At 61.5% G+C, this 18,700-nt stretch carries 18 protein-coding genes; 5 read left to right on the plus strand and 13 right to left on the minus strand.

Annotation, left to right across the window (positions count from 1 at the left end):
* Nucleotides 1–39: 39 nt before the first annotated feature.
* Nucleotides 40–408 carry a VOC family protein gene (locus tag CO657_RS21050; RefSeq protein WP_054182192.1) on the plus strand — a complete coding sequence of 123 codons (369 nt, stop codon included), beginning with the start codon at nucleotides 40–42 and terminating at the stop codon, nucleotides 406–408.
* A gap of 75 nt (nucleotides 409–483) precedes the next feature.
* Here the strand turns inward: CO657_RS21050 and CO657_RS21055 are convergent, their stop codons facing one another.
* Nucleotides 484–1,338, minus strand: coding sequence for a prephenate dehydratase (locus CO657_RS21055; RefSeq protein WP_003589326.1), 855 nt, complete (start codon nucleotides 1,336–1,338; stop codon nucleotides 484–486).
* A 123-nt stretch (nucleotides 1,339–1,461) separates the two neighbouring features.
* Complete coding sequence (locus CO657_RS21060) at nucleotides 1,462–2,217, minus strand: 3-deoxy-manno-octulosonate cytidylyltransferase (protein WP_003589325.1); 756 nt, start codon at nucleotides 2,215–2,217, stop codon at nucleotides 1,462–1,464.
* 153 nt (nucleotides 2,218–2,370) lie between these two features.
* Between CO657_RS21060 and CO657_RS21065 the strand changes: the two genes are divergently transcribed.
* On the plus strand, nucleotides 2,371–2,937 hold the full coding sequence (locus CO657_RS21065) for a c-type cytochrome (protein WP_003589324.1): 567 nt from the start codon (nucleotides 2,371–2,373) through the stop codon (nucleotides 2,935–2,937).
* A gap of 175 nt (nucleotides 2,938–3,112) precedes the next feature.
* Here CO657_RS21065 and CO657_RS21070 read toward each other — a convergent pair whose 3' ends face one another.
* The gene (locus CO657_RS21070) at nucleotides 3,113–4,060 is read right to left on the minus strand and encodes an AEC family transporter (protein ID WP_003589323.1); all 948 of its coding nucleotides are present in this window, start codon (nucleotides 4,058–4,060) and stop codon (nucleotides 3,113–3,115) included.
* Between the two features lie 474 nt (nucleotides 4,061–4,534).
* Between CO657_RS21070 and CO657_RS21075 the strand changes: the two genes are divergently transcribed.
* Nucleotides 4,535–5,527, plus strand: coding sequence for an adenosine kinase (locus CO657_RS21075; RefSeq protein WP_054182191.1), 993 nt, complete (start codon nucleotides 4,535–4,537; stop codon nucleotides 5,525–5,527).
* On the opposite strand, the gene CO657_RS21080 is transcribed toward CO657_RS21075, so the two are convergent.
* Nucleotides 5,520–6,059: an SH3 domain-containing protein gene (locus tag CO657_RS21080; protein ID WP_003589321.1), complete on the minus strand. Its 540-nt coding sequence runs from the start codon at nucleotides 6,057–6,059 to the stop codon at nucleotides 5,520–5,522. The genes CO657_RS21075 and CO657_RS21080 overlap by 8 nt on opposite strands.
* 184 nt (nucleotides 6,060–6,243) lie before the next feature.
* Between CO657_RS21080 and CO657_RS21085 the strand changes: the two genes are divergently transcribed.
* The gene (locus CO657_RS21085; RefSeq protein WP_003589319.1) at nucleotides 6,244–7,245 is read left to right on the plus strand and encodes a 2-hydroxyacid dehydrogenase; all 1,002 of its coding nucleotides are present in this window, start codon (nucleotides 6,244–6,246) and stop codon (nucleotides 7,243–7,245) included.
* 13 nt (nucleotides 7,246–7,258) lie between these two features.
* Here the strand turns inward: CO657_RS21085 and CO657_RS21090 are convergent, their stop codons facing one another.
* From CO657_RS21090 to recF, 3 genes are read right to left on the minus strand one after another with little or no spacing between them, the layout of a single operon-like run.
* Nucleotides 7,259–7,747, minus strand: coding sequence for a GNAT family N-acetyltransferase (locus CO657_RS21090; RefSeq protein ID WP_054182190.1), 489 nt, complete (start codon nucleotides 7,745–7,747; stop codon nucleotides 7,259–7,261).
* A complete protein-coding gene (locus CO657_RS21095) occupies nucleotides 7,744–8,568 on the minus strand; it encodes a molybdopterin-synthase adenylyltransferase MoeB (protein ID WP_054182189.1) in 825 nt (274 codons plus the stop codon). The genes CO657_RS21090 and CO657_RS21095 overlap by 4 nt, the downstream gene beginning before the upstream one ends.
* A complete protein-coding gene (gene recF, locus CO657_RS21100; protein WP_054182188.1) occupies nucleotides 8,565–9,689 on the minus strand; it encodes a DNA replication/repair protein RecF in 1,125 nt (374 codons plus the stop codon). Before recF ends, CO657_RS21095 begins: the two co-directional genes overlap by 4 nt.
* Nucleotides 9,690–10,064: 375 nt before the next feature.
* Here recF and CO657_RS21105 point away from each other — a divergent pair, with 375 nt between their 5' ends.
* Nucleotides 10,065–10,430 carry a helix-turn-helix domain-containing protein gene (locus CO657_RS21105; RefSeq protein WP_003589313.1) on the plus strand — a complete coding sequence of 122 codons (366 nt, stop codon included), beginning with the start codon at nucleotides 10,065–10,067 and terminating at the stop codon, nucleotides 10,428–10,430.
* Between the two features lie 48 nt (nucleotides 10,431–10,478).
* On the opposite strand, the gene CO657_RS21110 is transcribed toward CO657_RS21105, so the two are convergent.
* The 6 genes from CO657_RS21110 to CO657_RS21135 form a co-directional block, all read right to left on the minus strand.
* Complete coding sequence (locus tag CO657_RS21110) at nucleotides 10,479–10,679, minus strand: hypothetical protein (RefSeq protein WP_003589312.1); 201 nt, start codon at nucleotides 10,677–10,679, stop codon at nucleotides 10,479–10,481.
* Nucleotides 10,680–10,994: 315 nt separating this feature from the next.
* Nucleotides 10,995–12,125, minus strand: coding sequence for a molecular chaperone DnaJ (dnaJ, locus tag CO657_RS21115; protein ID WP_012559503.1), 1,131 nt, complete (start codon nucleotides 12,123–12,125; stop codon nucleotides 10,995–10,997).
* Nucleotides 12,126–12,210: 85 nt separating this feature from the next.
* Complete coding sequence (gene dnaK / locus CO657_RS21120) at nucleotides 12,211–14,130, minus strand: molecular chaperone DnaK (RefSeq protein ID WP_003589308.1); 1,920 nt, start codon at nucleotides 14,128–14,130, stop codon at nucleotides 12,211–12,213.
* Nucleotides 14,131–14,411: 281 nt separating this feature from the next.
* Nucleotides 14,412–16,757: a transglycosylase domain-containing protein gene (locus tag CO657_RS21125; RefSeq protein ID WP_054182187.1), complete on the minus strand. Its 2,346-nt coding sequence runs from the start codon at nucleotides 16,755–16,757 to the stop codon at nucleotides 14,412–14,414.
* Nucleotides 16,758–16,953: 196 nt separating this feature from the next.
* On the minus strand, nucleotides 16,954–17,175 hold the full coding sequence (locus tag CO657_RS21130; RefSeq protein WP_012559505.1) for a hypothetical protein: 222 nt from the start codon (nucleotides 17,173–17,175) through the stop codon (nucleotides 16,954–16,956).
* Nucleotides 17,176–17,715: 540 nt separating this feature from the next.
* Nucleotides 17,716–18,414: an SH3 domain-containing protein gene (locus tag CO657_RS21135; protein WP_054182186.1), complete on the minus strand. Its 699-nt coding sequence runs from the start codon at nucleotides 18,412–18,414 to the stop codon at nucleotides 17,716–17,718.
* Between the last annotated feature and the right edge of the window lie 286 nt (nucleotides 18,415–18,700).

Raw genomic sequence — 18,700 nt, forward strand, 5'->3', positions numbered from 1 at the left:
ATCGCTCATCCAACATTTCACACCACAGGGAGAACCGAAATGACCAGCCCCAATTTGATTATCCTCTACGTCAAGGATCCCGGCGAAAGCACCAGCTTCTACCGCAACCTCCTGAACCGCGAACCGGCCGTGGAAGCGCCGAATTTTGTCGCCTTTCCGCTCGAGGGCGGCTTCACCCTCGGCCTCTGGCGGCGCAGCAAGGTCGAGCCGCAGCCTTCCGCCATCGGCAACCGCGGCGAAGTGGCCTTCATGGTCAAGGGGGAAAACGCCGTCGCCAATCATTACGAGGACTGGCGCGGCCGCGGCCTGCCGATCGCCCAGGAACTGACCGAACTGGATTTCGGCCCGACCTTCGTCGTGCTCGATCCGGACGGTCATCGTCTGCGGGTCTGCGAGCCGGATAAATAAGAGCTGATGTCGGGGACTCTCATGCATATGCCCGGAAGTGTGCAGCGCTTCCGGGCATATGCATAGAACTAAGAGCTACAGCAGCCCTCGCATCGCATGTCCCTTGTAGACGCCGAGGATGCGCACCTTCTCGGAGAAGAACCGCAGTTCTTCCAATGCCCGGCGCACGTTCGGATCGTTCGGGTGGCCCTCTATATCGGCGTAGAACTGCGTCGCCACAAATCTGCCGCCGAGCTGATAGCTTTCGAGCTTGGTCATGTTGATATTGTTGGTGGCGAACCCGCCGAGCGCCTTATAGAGCGCGGCCGGAATGTTGCGGACGTTGAAGACGAAGGTGGTGACAACCTTTTCATCCGCCGAATTCCGTTGCGCCCATTCCTCGTCGCGCGACAGCACGACGAAGCGGGTGACGTTGTTTTCGGTATCCTCGACATTTTCGGCGATGATCTCGAGCCCGTAGAGATCGGCGGCAAGGCGTGGCGCCAAGGCGGCCATCGAACGGTCGCCGGTCTCTTTCACCAGCTTTGCCGCGCCGGCCGTATCGCCGGCGATGATAGGCTTCCAGCCATTGGCGCGCACGATCTTGCGGCACTGGCCGAGCGCGTGGATATGGCTGTGCACCGTGCGGATCTCGTCCTTGGTCACCCCCGGCAGCACCATCAGCTGGAAGCGGATCGGCATGAAATATTCGCCGATGATGTGCAGCCGCGATTCCGGCAGCAGATGGTGGATATCGGCGACGCGCCCGGCGATCGTGTTCTCGATCGGGATCATCCCGATATCGGCGTCGCCGTTGTCGACCGCCGTAAACGCATCCTCGAAGGTCTGGCAGGGCAGCGGCTCCATGGTCGGAAACATGTCGCGGCTGGCCATGTCGGAATTGGCGCCGAATTCGCCCTGGAAGGCGATCCTGTTGGTCTTGATGTTCATGATGGTTCCGTCAGTTCGACTTAGAGCATGATGCCGAAAAGTGTGAGCGGTTTTCGGACGACATCATGCTCTAACTCTTTAATTGAGAACAGGATTCAGATTTTAGGCCAACCGAGCCTAAAATCATCCTGTTCTGGCGGAGAGGATGCGCCGCGCTTTTTCGAGATCGGCGGGAGTATCGACACCGAGCGGAACCGTGTCAACGATCTCGGCGTCGATGCGCATGCCGGCCTCCAGCGCCCGCAGCTGCTCCAGCGCTTCGCGCCTTTCGAGCGTCGAAGGCCCAAGCGAAACGAACCGTTCCAGGGCGGCGCGCCGATAAGCGTAGAGGCCGATATGGTGGTAGAGCGGTCCCTTGCCGTAAGGTGCGGTCGCGCGCGTGAAATAGAGCCCGCGCAGTCGGGTGTCGGAAACGGGCGAGCCGACGACCTTGACGATGTGCGGCGCGGTTTTGTCCTCTTCATTATCGATTTCGGTCGTCAGCGTGCCGATATCGACCGCCTCATTCTCGAGAGGGCGCAAAGCGGCGCGCACGGTTTCCGGATCGATCGTCGGCAGATCGCCCTGGACGTTGACGATGAATTTCGCTTTGCCGGCAGGATCGACTTTCTGCAGCGCCTCGAAGATCCGATCGGAACCCGATTGATGATCGCTGCTGGTCATGACGACTTCGAATCCGGCGGCAGAAACCGCATCGAACACCCTGGTGTCGTCGACGGCGACGACGACGCGGCCGATGGCTGCCTCTTGGGCGCGCATCGCCACCTGGACGATCATCGGCAGCCCGCAAATATCGGCGAGCGGCTTGCCCGGAAGCCGGGTGGAGGCCATCCGCGCCGGGATCAGTACGAGCACACCGTCTAAATTTGAATCACTCATTGGTCGGGCCTTCTATTCCGGGCTGAAAAGTGTCAAAAAGTCTCACGCACAAGACCATTTAGACAGTTGCAACGATCAGCCAAAAGACATAGGTTCCGCGCGATTTCAAGATGGTCCGGTTATGGTCTGCCGGCTGCAAGGGGAGCATTGCAGATGAATTCATACGTCAATACGGCCGTGGGGGCACTGCTCGGAACGATTTTCGTTCTGATGTCGGTCTCTATCGCGTCCGAAGGGATCTTCCATTCCGAAGCACCGGAAAAGGAAGGTTTCGCGATCGTTGCCGAAGAGGCGCCCGCCGCTGGTGGCGAAGCTGCGCCTGCCGCTGCTGCCGTTCCGATCGCGCAATTGCTCGCTTCTGCCGATGCCAAGGCCGGTGAAACGGTCTTCAAGAAGTGTCAGGCCTGTCATGACGGCACCAAAGGGGGACCGAACAAGGTCGGTCCCAACCTCTTTGGTGTCGTAGATCGCCCGATCGCCTCGCATGAAGGTTTCGGCTATTCCGCCGCCATGAAGGATTTCTCCAAGGGCAGCAGCGAGAAGTGGACTTTCGAATTCCTCAACAAGTTCCTGATGGCGCCGAAGAAGGACGTTCCCGGCACTGCCATGGGCTTTGCCGGTCTGGCGAAGGATCAGGACCGCGCCAACGTCATCCTCTACCTGCACACGCTCGCCGATTCGCCGGTGCCGCTGCCGGACCCGAAGACCGCGACGCAGTGACGCGGACGGAATGATCGCATCTCATGAAAGCCCGGCCCGCGAAGCCGGGCTTTTTGCTATGCGGAGGGCCGTTTAAGCATGTCGCGTAAAAGTGTGGAGCGGTTTTGCGACAACGACCTGCGAGAAAATAAAGACCTAAAGCGCAAGGAACGAATCTGTAAGATCGTGATGCGCTTTAGGCACCTAGGAAATAGGCCCAGAGCGAGACCGTGATGGCGCCGAGCGCCGTCGTCACCGTGATCGTCGAGGCAGCAATACTATGGCCGACGCCGAATCGGTTGGCGATCAGCCAGGCGTTGACGCCTGTGGGCACCGAGGATGTCAGCACAATCGCCGCCGTCCATTCCGGGCTGAGGCCGAGGAGATGGCTCGCCGCCCACACGCAGCCGGGCAGCAGCAGCAGCTTCAAGCTCGATGTGACGCTGGCGATGCCGAGATTGCCGGAAATGCCGTATTTCTCCAGCGCCATGCCGAGCGAGATCAGCGCCGCCGGGCCGGCAATGCCGGCGATCTGCTTGACGACAGTTTCGAGCGTTACCGGCATGGTGAGGCCGGAAAGATGCATGGCCATGCCGGCCGCAAGCCCGATCACCAGCGGGTTTCGCACGAGATTGACGGCGATCTGGCGAAGCACCAGCACCATGCTGCGATCGCTCTTGCCGGCGATCTTGCGTTCGGCATGCTCCATCAGCACCGTGCCGGCGACCATCATCACCGGCAGATGCACGGCAAGCAGGATCGACAGCGCCACCAGCCCTTCATCGCCGACAGTGCGCTCGACCAGCGGCAGGCCGATGAAGATATTATTGGCGAAAGCCGAGGAAACGCCGGCCAGTACGCCGATCCGTTCGTCGCGGCCGAAGAGGCGAGTGGCGGCGATATGGCCGGTCGCCCAGGTAATGGCAACGCCGGAGAAATAAACGATCCACAGCCGGAAAGGCGAGGCGCCGTGAAAATCCGCCTCGGCGATGGTGCGGAAGAGCAGCAGCGGCACGGCGATCTTGAAGACGAATTCACTGAGCGCTTCGCCGACATTCGATGCCATCAAGCCGCTGCGGACGATCACCCAGCCGATGAGGATGAGGATGAAGATGGGAAGAACGTCGAGAATGATGGCTGACATGGGGGAAGCTGCTTTGCGCGGGGGAGTGTCGCACCTCTACCGCATAATTCCGTAAATCGGAATCGATTTAAGGATAAATAATGCAGCTCTTGAAACCGCTGCAGCAGCAAACGGCTTGGATTGAAGAGCCGATCGCCGCCGATCCGGCGGCATCCGAGAAGCAAAAAAAGCGGGCACAGCCCGCTTTTCCGCTCCGGCCTTGCCGGAGCGATCGCGAAGCTGCCAGTTCATCCGTGGTCAGCATCGCGTCAGTAAGATCGAGGGGTTCATCCCTCGTGCGTCCGGCTGCAACTGAAAGCTGCTCATGCCGGTCTTCTCGCGACTATATCTAGATTTCGAAAGTGACAGGGGCATGACGAACAAGCGGCAGTTTTGCGAAGAAATAGATGCGCCATCCACCATTTATCCTTCCAAACCGCGGAAATTTCGCTAAGACCGAACCCCGGCTATCACAAATCCGGGACTCCCCATTTCATGACAAGATTCGATGTTCTGACAGTCGGCAACGCAATCGTGGACATCATTGCCCGTTGCGACGACCAGTTCCTCATTGACAACCAGATCACCAAGGCGGCGATGAACCTCATCGATGCCGAGCGGGCCGAACTGTTGTATTCGCGCATGGGGCCGGCGCTCGAAGCCTCCGGCGGCAGCGCCGGCAACACGGCTGCGGGCGTTGCCAACCTCGGCGGTAAGGCCGCTTATTTCGGCAATGTTGCCGCTGATCAGCTGGGTGACATCTTCACCCACGACATCCGCGCCCAGGGCGTCCACTACCAGACGAAGCCCAAGGGAACCTTCCCGCCGACGGCGCGCTCGATGATCTTCGTCACCGAGGACGGCGAGCGTTCGATGAACACCTATCTCGGCGCCTGCGTCGAGCTCGGGCCGGAGGACGTCGAGGCCGACGTCGTGGCTAACGCCAAGGTCACCTATTTCGAAGGTTATCTCTGGGATCCGCCGCGCGCCAAGGAAGCGATCCTCGATTGCGCCCGTATTGCCCATGAAAACGGCCGGGAAGTGTCGATGACGCTGTCCGACAGCTTCTGCGTCGGCCGCTATCGCGGTGAATTCCTCGATCTGATGCGCTCCGGCAAGATCGATATCGTCTTCGCCAATCGCCAGGAAGCGCTGTCGCTCTATGAAACCGATGATTTCGAAGAGGCGCTGAACAGGATCGCTGCCGATTGCAAGATCGCCGCCGTGACCATGAGCGAGGATGGCGCCGTCATCCTGAAGGGCCGCGAGCGTTATTACGTCGATGCGATCAGGATCAGGGAAGTCGTCGATACCACGGGCGCCGGCGATCTCTTCGCCTCCGGCTTTCTCTATGGCTATACGCAGGGACGCTCTCTGGAAGATTGTGGCAAGCTCGGCTGCCTCGCCGCCGGCATCGTTATCCAGCAGATCGGCCCGCGCCCGATGACCTCGCTGTCCGAGGCCGCCAAGCAGGCTGGGCTTATTTGAAGGCTTCGCCGGGATAGGCGCCCCAGATTTCCGACTGCGCCACCCAGCCGGAGGCGCCGTCGGTTTCGGCGCGGCACCAGTCGCCGTTGCATTCGCCGATCGTCAGCATCACGCCGGGTTCCAACTTGGCGACGATCGACGCGGAGGGCAGCGCCTCGCGGCGCAGATTGACGAAGACGCCCTTGGCCTTCGTTTTCATCCACGGAGCGGCGATCGCCGCGCGCTGGCCTGACAGCAGCGACTGGTTGACCCAGCCTTCGGTGCCGTCGGCATCGCGGATGCGGCGCCAGTTGTCGTATTCCTGGATGATCTCCACCGGCAATCCGGATTTCAGATACATCCACGAAACGGCATAATCCGTTCCCGGGCCGATGCGCAGGTTGACGCGCTTGGATTTCAGCGTGACGAAACGCGGCAATGGCAGCCCGCTTGGCCCCTTGGCGGCCTGCGCATGGGCCAATTCGACGGTTCCCATGGATGCGGCCAGAGCGATGGCAAGGGCAAGGCAGGACTTCAGGACTTTGCTGCGCATGGAAGTTTCCGTTTGCTCGAATTCGCGGGCAGGCCCGGCCTGTTCGCGGTCCGGGCTCTGACATTCCCCACCTGCACCGCGAGTTTTGTTTGTCTTCGCGTGCGGGTCTGGTAGAAAATGCCCGGATGGGAAAATTATCACCCCTCTTGGTTAAAGACCTCTGAACAAGGCACCACAGCCAGCCATGACAGCGAAGAAAAAACCGAAGGTCTATATCACCCGCAAGCTGCCCGATGCCGTCGAAACGCGCATGCGCGAGCTGTTCGACGCCGAGCTTAACATCGACGACGCGCCGCGCTCCGTGCCCGAGCTGATCGCCGCCGTCAGGACCGCCGACGTGCTGGTGCCGACCGTCACCGATCGCATCGATGCGGCGCTGATCGATGAGGCGGGGCCGCAGATGAAGCTGATTGCGAGCTTCTCCAACGGCACCGACCATATCGACGTCGAGGCGGCGGCGCGCAAGGGCATCACCGTCACCAACACGCCGAACGTCCTAACCGAGGATACCGCCGATATGACCATGGCGCTCATTCTCGCGGTTCCGAGACGGCTCGGCGAAGGCGCGCGCGTGCTCACCGACAAGCCCGGCGAATGGGCCGGCTGGTCTCCGACCTGGATGCTCGGCCGGCGTATTCACGGCAAACGCATCGGCATCGTCGGCATGGGCCGCATCGGCACTGCGGTCGCCCGCCGCGCCAAGGCTTTCGGCCTGTCGATCCACTACCACAACCGCAAGCGCGTCAATCCGGCCGTCGAGGACGAGTTGGAAGCGACCTATTGGGAAAGCCTCGACCAGATGCTCGCCCGCGTCGACATCGTTTCGGTCAATTGCCCGTCGACGCCGGCAACCTTCCACCTGATTTCGGCGCGCCGGCTGGCGCTGCTGCAGCCGACGGCCTATCTCGTCAATACCGCGCGCGGCGACGTCGTCGATGAAGCTGCGCTGATCAAGTCGTTGAGGGAGGGGCGGATCGCCGGCGCCGGCCTCGACGTCTTCGAAAACGAGCCCGCCGTCAATCCGAAGCTCGTCAAGCTCGCCAATGAGGGCAAGGTCGTGCTGCTGCCGCATATGAGTTCGGCGACGATCGAGGGCCGCATCGACATGGGCGATAAGGTCATCATCAATATCCGCACCTTCATCGACGGTCACAGGCCGCCGAACCGGGTGCTGCCCGGCCGCTGAAGCCAAGCTGGAGTCAGGCGACCTCGATCTGAGGCGCAAGGGTCTTGCGCATCTCGACGAAGGTCGTCCTGGCAAAGCCCGGATGCGCCTTCTCGGCGGTTCTCGAAAATCCCCAGGCGGCGAAGACGGCGTGATTGTCGGTGAGCTCGATGCGCGTCTCCAGCCGCAAGGCGGGAAGGCCAAGCCTTGCGGCCGTTTCCTCGGCAATCGCCAGCAGCCGCTTGCCGAGACCCTTGCCCTGGACTTCAGGCAGAACGGCGAGCTTGCCGACATAGAGACAATCGGCCTCCGGCCTGAGGAACAGGCAGCCGACCAGCTTTCCGTCATCGACGGCGGCATGACCGATCTCGGCTCTTGCCTTTTCGGCCAGCGACTCTGCCGTCAGCGTCAGCGCCGAGGATGGCGGATCGATCCTGCCGTTCATCGAGGCGAAGGCGGTGAGGATCAGTGCGAGCAACTCGTCCCAGCGCGTGAAATTATGATCAAGAGGAAAAAACGTCATCCGGCCTGTCTTTGTGTTGTGCCGCGTCTTTTGTAGCGGACCGTGTCGAACCGGGCCGAGAGCGCGTCATAGAGCAGCAGCCGTCCGACCAGCGGCTCTCCGGTGCCGGTGACGAGCTTGATCGCTTCCATGGCCATCATCGTGCCGATGACGCCGGTGAGCGCGCCGATGACCCCGGCCTCGGCGCAGGCGGGAATGAGCCCCGCCGGCGGCGCTTCCGGAAAGAGATCTCGATATCGGGGGTTGGGCGTCCCGTCCTCGGCGCTCTCATAGGGTTTGAGAACTGTCAGCGAACCGTCGAAGCGCCCGACGGCGCCGCTGACAAGCGGAAGGCGGGCTTCCTCAGCCGCATCGGCGGCGGCATAACGCGTGTCGAAATTGTCGGAGCCGTCGATCAGCAGATCGAAGCCGGAGAGCTGCCGGCCGGCGGTCTCAGCGGAAAAGCGCTCCTCGAAGCGGATCAGCCGGACATGCGGATTGAGCCTGGCGATGGCGAAGGCGGCACTTTCCGTCTTCAATTCGCCGATCGTGCCGGAATCATGGATCACCTGGCGCTGCAGGTTCGACAGCGACACCCGGTCGTCGTCGACGATACCGAGCGTGCCGATCCCGGCTGCGGCCAGATATTGCAGCACCGGCGCACCGAGGCCGCCTGCGCCGATCACCAGCACACGGGCGGCTTTCAACTTCTGTTGACCCGCGCCGCCGATTTCCGGGAGCAGGATGTGACGGTGATAACGGGCGATTTCGTCGGGGCTGAGCGGTTCCATGGCGCCGATCTTATCATGGCGCTCGATACCGGGAAAAGCCGCCTCCGTCATTCGAATACCTTTCCGTCGGCCACCGTGAAGACCTGAGCCCTGTCGCCCAACGCCGAAAACATCGCGCGATCGGTTCCGGTCATGAAGGCCTGGCCGCCCAGCCCGTCGATGAGGTCGAACAGCGCGGCGCGGCGGCCCTCGTCGAGATGGGCGGCGATCTCGTCGAGCAGTAGGATCGGCGCGTGGCCGGTGAGATTGCCGACGAGGCGCGCATGCGCAAGCACCAGGCCGACAAGCAGCGCCTTTTGCTCGCCGGTGGAGCAGCGCTCCGCCTCCATCGCCTTTTCCCGGTGGTGCACGATAAGATCGGCCCGGTGTGGCCCGTCAAGCGTGCGCCCCGCGCCGGCGTCGCGGTAGCGGCTCTCTGAAAGCATGGCCGCATAATCGTCTTCGAGATCGACCGAGGGGCGCGAAAATTGTCCGTCCATGAAGCCGGAAAGCTGCAGCGATGCCGAAGGGAAGGGCGACGTCTCGCGCGTTTCCTCGATCAGCCGGGTCAGCAGGCCGAGCATCTCCTGCCGGGCGAGCGCCATGGCAATGCCGAGGTTGGCCATCTGTTCCTCGATGCCGGCAAGCCAGGAGGGGTCGAAGCGGCCTTCATCGAGCAATTTGTTGCGGCTGCGCATGGCGCGCTCGAAATCGCTGGCGCGACGGCCATGGGCGGGATCGAGCGACAGCACCAGCCGGTCGAGAAAGCGGCGCCGGTCGGAGGAGGCGCCGGTAAAGAGGCCGTCCATCGCCGGTGTCAGCCAGAGAAGGCGCAGATGGTCGGTAAGTTCGTCTGCGGTCTTGGCCTGGGTACCGTTGATCCGCAGCCTGCGGGCCGTGGTCTCCTCGCCCGTTTCAATACCGGTGCCGATTTCGACTTCGCCTTCCATGCCGTCGAGTGCCGCGAAGATCGAAAAACCGCCGGCCGCGCCGACGCGGGTAATGTCGCCATAGGCGGCGCGGCGTAAGCCGCGGCCGGGCGAAAGCAGCGAGACCGCCTCCATGAGATTGGTCTTGCCGGCGCCGTTGTCTCCCGTCAGCACGGCGTGGCGGCCGTCAAGGTCAAGCGCCGCCGCCGCATAATTGCGGAAGTCTGTCAGCTTCAGGCGGGAAAGAGAAACCTTGTGCGGCATCGAATGTCCGGAATCGTGAAGCGTGACAGCTAAGCCCAAGCGGCGTTGATGGCAAGGCTCGCAACTTCGCTGCCGTGGATCATTGGTGCTGCCCTCGGTGCGGGATGAGCTCCAGGCACGATGCAGCGCGGAACCAACTTCTCAATGAAAATACAACCTGGGGGAGGACGTTCCGGAGCCGCCCGGGCGCTGTGGCCGGGAGTTTATTTGAGTGTCTGCGAACCCGGTATATTCGGGCTTCTGCCACAATCTTCGCGGCCAACTGACGCTACGTAAAGCCCAAAAAAAGTTGGTTGAATTTTGCAACTGTAGGGTTGAGTTATCCTCTGAAACCGATATGGTAAACGAACTGTTTATGTATCAGAGAGTGATGAAGTGCCAGATCCGGTTGATATTATCGTTGGTCGCAACGTAAGACAGTTTCGCGCCCTTCGCCGTGTGTCCCAGCTCGAGCTTGGCGAAGCACTCGGATTGACGTTCCAGCAGATTCAGAAATACGAAAAAGGGACGAACCGCGTTTCCGCCAGCAAGCTGCATCAGATCGCAGTTTTTCTCGATGTGGAGATCTCCGCTCTTTTCGAGGGAGCCGGCATGTCGCAATTCGGCAGCCGTATCGAACTCAGCCCCGACGCCTATGCGCTCGCGCTGAGCTACGACAGACTGAACTCATCGGCGGGCAAGGAAGCGGTCAAGACCATCGTCACGATCATGAGTGGGGAAACGGCCGAAAACGCCGCCTGACCTGGCCGGAGCGGGATAGCGCGCTCGTTCACGGTCTGCACGCTGCGTTCAGTGGATCTCGCATTCGTGCAGCGCCATCAGCAGCTCGTCCTGCGTCTGGTGGCCGGCATGATAAAGGTCGATCGCGATGCTGGCGATGGAAAGGCCCTGCTGGCTGCGAAGCTTGATGTTGCGCTCGGCGCACCATGTGTAGATGGCGCCGGCGAGAACGTCGACGTCTTCGGACTGAGAGGAAAAAGCTGGCGCCATGGCTGATACCCTTGGTTTGATTGTCCCGCGCGTCTGAGGACGCTCTGTTGCTTTGATTCCGCGCCTAATCCTTTCCGGATAGCGATTCCGATTTTTCGGGCTTATGCGCTGACGGCAGAGACTGAATTCATTTGGAAAACTTGCAAGCGGCATCACGCGGCTGCGTTAACGCAAGTCATGAGCCGACCCATCGCCGTACCGATCTGGGACAAACCGGCGGCGTCGAACGGCAAGTGTCTCAAATCGGGATCTGCTGAAACGAGAAAAGCCGGAGACGTCTCCGTCCCCGGCTTTCGAGATGCTCTATCGATCGGCTCAGCCTTCGAAGAATTCCTTCATCCGGGCGAAGAAGCCCGTCGATTCGGGATTGTTCTCCTTGGAGGACAACTGCTCGAATTCCTGCAGCAGCTCGCGCTGGCGCTTGGTCAGCTTTTGCGGCGTCTCGATCTGGATCTGGATGTAGAGATCGCCTGTCTGCGCCGAACGCAGCACCGGCATGCCCTTGCTCTTCAGGCGGAACTGTTTGCCCGCCTGCGTGCCTTCGGGCACACTGACGCGCGACTTGGTGCCGTCGAGCGTTGCCACGTCGAAGGTGCCGCCGAGAGCAGCCGTCGTCATCGAGATCGGAACGGCGCAATAGAGATCGGCGCCGTCGCGCTGGTAGAATTCATGCGGCTTCACCGACAGGAAGATATAAAGGTCGCCTGCCGGTCCGCCGCGGGCGCCGGCTTCGCCTTCGCCCTGCAGGCGGATGCGTGTGCCGTCCTCGATGCCGGCGGGGATATTGACCGAGAGCGAGCGCTCTTCCGTCACCCGGCCCTGGCCGTGGCACTTCGGGCAGGGATCGGGAATGATCTGGCCGCGGCCGTGGCAGGTCGGGCAGGTCCGCTCGATCGAGAAGAAGCCCTGTGCGGCGCGCACGCGCCCGCTTCCCTGGCAGGTGCCGCAATTCTTCGGCTGCGTGCCGGGCTTGGCGCCCGAACCCGAACAGACGTCGCAGGTGATCGAGGTGGGAACGCGGATCTGCGCCGTCTTGCCGGAGAAAGCCTCTTCCAGCGTGATCTCCATGTTGTAGCGAAGATCGGCGCCGCGTTCGCGGCCGCCCGACGAGCGCTGGCGTGCACGCCCGCCACCCATCATCTCGCCAAAAATATCCTCGAAGATGTCGGAGAAGCCGCCGCCGGCAAATCCGCCGCCGCCACCGCCGCCCATGCCGCCATGCTCGAACGCCGCATGACCATAACGATCATAGGCCGCCCGCTTCTGCGGGTCCTTGAGCATCTCGTAGGCTTCGTTGATCTCCTTGAACTTGCGTTCGGCGTCCTTGTCATCCGGGTTTTTATCCGGATGGAATTTCATCGCCAGTTTGCGGAAGGCGCTCTTCAGCTCTTTCTCATCCGCCGTCTTGGCTACACCCAGAGTTTCGTAAAAGTCCGCTTTTGCCATTAAGGATTAAACCCCGGAAATGGATTTCCGGCTGCCATGGTGAGCAGCCGGATCAGGTGTTGAAGCATAACCACGCCGTCGCGGATTACGCGGACTTTTTGCGGTCGTCGTCCTTGATTTCCTCGTAGTCGGCGTCGACGACATTGTCGCCGCCTTCCGCCGAGGCATCGCCGGCAGCTGCGCCGCCTTCGGCCTGCTGCGCTTCATAGATCGCCTGGCCGAGCTTCATCGACACTTCCATCAACGTCTGGGTCTTCGCCTTGATGTCGTCGGCATCCGGCTCGGTCGCTTCCGAAGCCGTCTTCAGCGCGGCGATCGCATCCGAGATCGCAGTGCGGTCAGCCTCGGAAACCTTGTCGCCGTAATCCTTCAGCGACTTTTCCGTAGAATGGATCAGGCTTTCGGCCTGGTTCCGGGCTTCGACGGCCTCGCGACGCTTCTTGTCCTCGGTGGCATGGGCTTCGGCATCCTTCACCATCTTCTCGATGTCGGCGTCGGAAAGACCGCCGGAAGCCTGGATGCGGATCTGTTGTTCCTTGCCGGTGCCCTTGTCCTTGGCCGAAACCTGCACGATGCCGTTGGCGTCGATGTCGAAGGTGACTTCGATCTGCGGCATGCCGCGCGGCGACGGCGGCAGGCCGACGAGGTCGAACTGGCCGAGCAGCTTGTTGTCGGCAGCCATTTCACGCTCGCCCTGCGAAACGCGGATGGTCACGGCCTGCTGGTTGTCTTCGGCCGTCGAGAAGGTCTGGCTCTTCTTCGTCGGGATCGTCGTGTTGCGTTCGATCAGGCGGGTGAAGACGCCGCCGAGTGTCTCGATGCCGAGCGACAGCGGGGTGACGTCGAGCAGCAGCACGTCCTTGACATCGCCCTGCAGAACGCCGGCCTGGATGGCGGCGCCGAGTGCAACCACTTCATCCGGGTTGACGCCCTTGTGCGGCTCCTTGCCGAACAACTGCTTGACGACTTCCTGGACCTTCGGCATGCGGCTCATGCCGCCGACGAGAACCACTTCGTCGATTTCGGCGGCGGTGACGCCGGCATCCTTGAGGGCTGCCTTGCACGGTGCGATCGTGCGCTGGACGAGATCGTCGACCAGGCTCTCGAGCTTGGCGCGGGTCAGCTTCAGCGTCAGGTGCTTCGGGCCGGAGGCGTCGGCCGTGATGAACGGCAGATTGATTTCGGTCTGCTGCGAGGACGAAAGCTCGATCTTCGCCTTTTCGGCAGCTTCCTTGAGGCGCTGCAGGGCAAGCTTGTCGTTCTTCAGGTCGATGCCGTTGTCGCGCTTGAATTCGCCGACGAGATATTCGACCAGACGCATGTCGAAGTCTTCACCGCCGAGGAAAGTATCGCCGTTGGTGGACTTCACTTCGAAGACGCCGTCGCCGATCTCGAGGATCGAGATATCGAAGGTACCGCCACCAAGGTCGTAGACGGCAATCGTCTTGCCTTCTTTTTTGTCGAGGCCGTAGGCAAGTGCGGCAGCGGTCGGCTCGTTGATGATGCGCAGAACTTCAAGGCCGGCGATGCGGCCGGCATCCTTGGTTGCCTGGCGCTGCGCGTCGTTGAAATAGGCGGGAACGGTGATGACGGCCTTCTCGACCTTTTCGCCGAGATAGGATTCGGCGGTTTCCTTCATCTTCTGAAGGATCATCGCGGAAATCTGTGCGGGCGAGTAGCCCTTGCCATTGGCTTCGACCCAGGCGTCGCCATTGTCGCCCTTGACGATGGTGAAGGGAACGAGGTGCTTGTCCTTCTCGACGGTCGGATCTTCGTAGCGGCGGCCGATCAGGCGCTTGACTGCAAAGAGCGTATTCGTCGGGTTGGTGACCGCCTGGCGCTTGGCCGGCTGACCGACGAGGCGTTCGCCATCATCGGAAAATGCCACCATGGAAGGGGTCGTGCGTGCACCTTCCGCATTCTCGATAACCTTCGCGTCCTTGCCGTCCATGACTGCGACGCAGGAATTCGTCGTTCCAAGGTCGATACCAATTACTTTTGCCATGTCATTCTCTCCTTGAAGCAAGCTGTCTGAACCCCGAGAAGGCATTCCCTGACAGCCCCTTACGGGATGGGTCTACTTAAGATTACGCAATCGTGATTGCGGTGATGCGGCGTATATAAGGAGCGGTTTTCTGGACTGCAAGGCGAGAAATGGCCCGGAATCCAGCAAAACGAATGTGTTGCATTCAATTTTTATAGTCATCGGGAAAGAGGCCGCCCGCCGTCCGGGACGCGGCCGATTTCCGGCGCGTCCGGCTTGTGTCGGCGATGCAGCCAAAGATCTCATTGGCCCATGATCAGATCGAGCAGGGTGGTGCGCCGCGGCTGGACCGAAGAGGTCGATTGCGGCCCCCCGACATCGCCGGGCGGCACCATGCTGTCGTAGCCGCCTTCGGCAACGTCGGCGGGAGGAACCGGCCCGTTGCCGGAGGTCGCGCCCTGTTGCCGCACAGGCGCCTGCGGATAGCGGTTGGCGCTGTCGTCGCCGCCGAAGACGCCTGATATAATGCCGCCGATCGTCGAAGGCGGCGCCTCGGCGGTCATCGGCTGCCCGCTGCCCGATTGTCCATCGCCCGCTTGTCCATTACCAGGGGCTGCCTGCGCCATCGGTTGACCACTGTTCGGATCGGCGATCAACTGGCCGTTGCCGAACAGCGGCGCCGGCGAAAGACCCTTGTGGGCGGCGATCATGAATTCTTTCCAGGCTTTGGCCGGAAGGCCGCCGCCGGTCACCTTCTTCATCGGTTTGCCGTCGTCATTGCCGAACCAGACGCCTGTCGTGAGGTTGCTGGTGAAGCCGACGAAGAGCGCGTCGCGCGAATTCTGCGTCGTGCCGGTCTTTCCCGCCGCCTGCCAGCCGGGGATCTTGGCGCTCTTGCCGGTGCCGTTGTCGATGACGCCCATCATCATCGCATCCATTTCGGCGACGATCTGCTCGGACAGCACGCGCGGCGGGCTGTCATAGGTATTTTCGTAGAGAACTTTGCCCTCGGCGGTCGTCACCCGGCGGATGACGTGCGGCGTCGCCTTATAGCCGCCGTTCATGAAGGCGGCATAGGAGGCGGTGAGTTCCATCAGCGACACTTCAGAGGTGCCGAGCGCGATCGAGGCATTCGGCTGCAGCTCGCTTTCGATGCCGAGCCGGTGGGCAAGCTTGATCACCTGGTCCGGCCCGTCATACATCACCAGCTGGGCGGCCACGGTGTTCAGCGACTTGGCAAGTGCGGTCGCCAGCGTCACCTCGCCATTGTATTTCTTCTCGTAATTTTCGGGCGTCCAGTCGCCGATGCGGATCGGCGCGTCGTTGAACACCGAAAAGGGCGTCAGTCCCTTTTCGAGCGCGGCGGCATAGACGAAGGGCTTGAACGAGGAGCCTGGCTGGCGTTTGGCCTTGACGGCCCGGTTGAACTGGCTCGTCGCATAATCCCTGCCGCCGACGAGCGCCCGGATCGCACCGGTGCCGTCGATCGAGACGAGGGCCGCCTGCGAAGCGTCGAGCTTTCCGCCCTCCTTGTCGAGCACGTCGACCAGCGATTGCTCGGCTTTCTTTTCCAGCGACTTGTCGATGGTCGTATCGACGATGACGTCTTCCTTGACGTCGCCGATCAGACCCGGCAGCTCGTCCATCACCATGTCGGCGACATAGTGCCCGGCGCCCGACCAATAGCTCTTGGCCGAAGCCGGGGTCTGCGACATCGCGGTCTTGACCTCGGAATCGGTGATGAAACCCTGTTCGCGCATTGCCGCAAGCACGAGCTGGGCGCGCGCATTGGCGGCGTCCGCATCGCGGGCCGGCGAAAGCCGCGACGGCGCCTTGAGCAGACCGGCCAGCACCGCGGCCTCGCCGAGGTTCACGTCACGCGCCGATTTGTTGAAATAGCGGCGTGATGCCGCCTCGACGCCATAGGCGTTCGATCCGAAGAACACCCGGTTGAGATACATGGCAAGGATCTGGTCCTTGGTGTATTTCTGCTCCAGCCAGAGCGAGAGCAGCACCTCCTGCACCTTGCGTTCCAGTGTTCTTTCCGGGGATAGGAAGAGGTTCTTGGCGAGCTGCTGCGTCAGCGTCGAGCCACCTTGCACCATGTGGCCGGCCGTGAAGTTGGTGACGATCGCCCGGCCGAGGCCGAGCGGATCGACGCCGAAATGCGAATAGAAGCGCCGGTCTTCGATGGCGATGACGGCTTCCGGAATATAGGGCGACATGTTTTCGAGCGACAACGCCTCGCCGCCGGTGGCGCCGCGATTGGCGATGACGCTGCCGTCGACGGCGGTGATCTTGACGTTCGGCGGGCGTTCCGGGATCGCCCATGTGCTGGCGCTCGGCATGCGCGAGCCATAATAGACCACCAGCCCGGCAACGCCGATGCCGGCCCAGATGAACAGCACGACGCACCAGTAGATGACGCGGCGCACGAAGCCGAACAAGCCGCCGCCTTCGCGTTCCCGCGGCTCGCGCCGCCGCCGGGGGGCGGCACGCTGCGGCGGCGGTTTTGAGCCGCCGCGCCGAGTGGATCGGCTTCCGGCAATGCGGTCATCGGCATCAAGGGAAAACTCGTCATCGTCGCGCGCCGGGCGGCCGCTGAAGGACGGTTCGATTCTGTCGCCTGATCTGCTTCTGCCTGCCATCGCCGACCGGTCACACCCCATGTTCGATCGCGAAGCGTGACTTCGCACAACGGCACTCTTGCAGGCGCCGTCACCCGACTGAACTGTAAATGCGGCGATTTAACGGGGTGTTAATTATGGAAAGTAAAGCAGAACGCGCCGATAAAGCGCTGTGCGTCATTCCGGCTTCGTGCGCTGCGCTTTAATTCTATGCATGTCAGAACTGGCGGGCTTCGTAATCGTCGAGCGTTTCCGGGTCCTGCTTATATTCCCATTCGCCGAGATGAAAGCGCCGCCAGATCTGGCCGGAAGGATTGAGGTTCGCCCCATCGGTCAGTCGCACAGGAAGGAGGGGGTTGTGTTTATGCCAGACGGTAACATCTATAACGGCTGCCCGAGCGCCGAAAAGCCTTGGGAAAACCAGGTAGTCTCGCGTCATCAGGGTCCAGCCTCGAACGGATCAAAATCGATCCGCAACGTCTCAAAACTGCAACAAAGAATCCTGCAAGACAAGAGCATCACGATGCTCTCACATCAATTGTCGGTGACCTCCCGCAGGCATGATTGCCGGTCGTTGCAATTGTCACGATCTGACATGCATTGCGCCGACTTTCGCACGCCTGGAGCGTGCTTACTTTCGCGCGGCAATGCTGCCTCGAGAGCAGCGAGGAAACCAGGCTGACCAGGCGTTGCGCCGAACTGTGCGGGCTGCTTTCGCTACGCCGCCGCAATCTTCTAAGCGGTCGGCGGAACCAAGTGCGTCCGCGATAGTTTAGGAAGAAGCGGGACACCCCCTCAACCCCTCACGTCCCGCGCATGATCGGCCGTCTCCCCTCAACACGCGCCGATCGACATCAGGCCCGGTGCATCCCTCATGGGAGCGCCGGGCTTTTTCTTATATCGCCCTTCTCGCCTTTTCCGCGCGAAGGACGCTGTCATTAAGATAAGCGGCAGCCTTGCGGCCGCCGCTCCTGATATCTCAGTCGCAGGACGGATCGCCCGGGCGGCAGACGAAGGGCGAAGCCCTGGGGTCCGGGCGATTGTAGGTATCGGCCTTCCCGCCCTTGAACTGCGGCAGGTCGCGGAAATCCGAACTCCTGGTGTTACCTCTGTTGTCATCCCGACGGTCCGACCTGCGGCTTTCGTCTCTGCGGTCGTCCCTTCGATTGTCGTCGCGCCAGTCCCGGTCGCGATCCCGATTGCGATCCCCGTAATCGCGATCCCGGTTGCGGTCTCCGTAGTCGCGATCCCGATCCCGGTTACGGTAGTAATAATCCGGGCCGCGGCTCCAGCGGTCGCGCTCGCGGTAGAAATCGCGGTCGCGGTAGTTGCGGTCCCAATAATTGCCGACACTGAAGCTGATCATCGGAATGCCGAGCGGGCGGTAATATTGCGGACCGACATAGACACGGCGTTGCTGGTAGACGGCCTGTACATATTGGCCGGACACCCAGCCGCGACCGCCATAGAATTCGACGTCGCACCAGTTGACGTTGGAAAGACATCCACGAATTTCGACGGGGGAACCGGCAGGCACGACTGCGACGGCTGGGTAGCGGGTGCTCGGACCCGCTCGCATGTTGACGTTCGCCGTCGAGTAGCCCTCGGCGGCCTGTGCGATCACCGGTGCCAGCACAAACAGGCCAGCCGCGGCGATTTTAACAATGAGACTTTTCACGCTTCTCACTCCTGGTTGGCGCGTTTTCAGGCAGCGCGGCGCTGCCTTTTCTTGGCATATGCCATCTGTAGGAAAGATAGAGCGATCGCCCGCATTTGTTAGGTCGCCGCCATTTTCCTTGTCTTTCAATGGTTTATATCCAGGTCGCGATGAACGCAGCTTGAACGAGGGGGATTTTGTGATGCGATATGGCATTTTCGATATGCCGGATGAAATCGCAAACGCGCAGGAGGTGAAGCCGTCGGCTCTGCGATGCGTTAACGATCTGTTAACCTTTAGACGGCAG

Source organism: Rhizobium acidisoli (genome assembly GCF_002531755.2).
Lineage (GTDB): Bacteria > Pseudomonadota > Alphaproteobacteria > Rhizobiales > Rhizobiaceae > Rhizobium > Rhizobium acidisoli.